The following is a 706-nucleotide window of genomic DNA, read 5'->3' on the forward strand; positions in this document are numbered from 1 at the left end:
CATCCAATTAATGAAAGAAATGAAATAAGCTTCTCTCCCCATGGGAAGCTTATTCATTATTTATTCGTGTTTCAGATTCAAGCCAAACAGGAGGTTGAATAAACCGGCTGGTCCGGGTGACCTTTTTCGATTCTGCCCATCTCCCGAAGCGCTGGTGAATCACTCCATGGCGATTTATCGCATGTAATGGTTTATGGAGCAGCAAGCTGCTGGGAAGCGRCTAACATCTCTGATCCGCTCGTCTGAGCCCGTAGTCCGGAAACGAAATGCAGGCTTTGTTAACCCGTTTYAATCTCCGGACCTTTTTTTTCGAAAGACAGCGACAATCAGCAGCAGCAGAGGCAGAAGCAGGGCGAGGGTAACTATGAATATCGGCAAAGTGATCTTATTAAACGTAGACAAATAGGTACTGTTCGGCACTAAGAATATGGAGAACGCGACGAGGATAACGCCCAAAGGGATTGCCAAAACCTGATATTTGCGGAAACGTAGCGTTTGCGCTATGCCCAGAGCCAGCACGTAATGCATGATGCTCAGCCTAAAATAGATCGTAAGAAACCAGATAATGGCCATGATCGCTTCGAAACGTTCCAAGAAGTCGCCTATGTTGATTCTTCTCGCCATTTCGTAGCTTGGAAAGATATGTAGGGCCGCTTGGTCGGGTCCGATCACAGCGATACACAGTACTGTAATGACCGTTAATATG

General features: G+C 46.4%; 1 protein-coding gene. It reads right to left on the reverse strand.

The features are described 5' to 3' along the window. Positions 1-288: 288 nt before the first annotated feature. Positions 289-705: a GerAB/ArcD/ProY family transporter gene (locus tag AC1DWB_RS36690; RefSeq protein ID WP_477545961.1), complete on the reverse strand. Its 417-nt coding sequence runs from the start codon at positions 703-705 to the stop codon at positions 289-291. Position 706 lies beyond the last annotated feature (1 nt).

The sequence above is a fragment of the Paenibacillus sp. P4_E11 genome, from assembly GCF_056401635.1.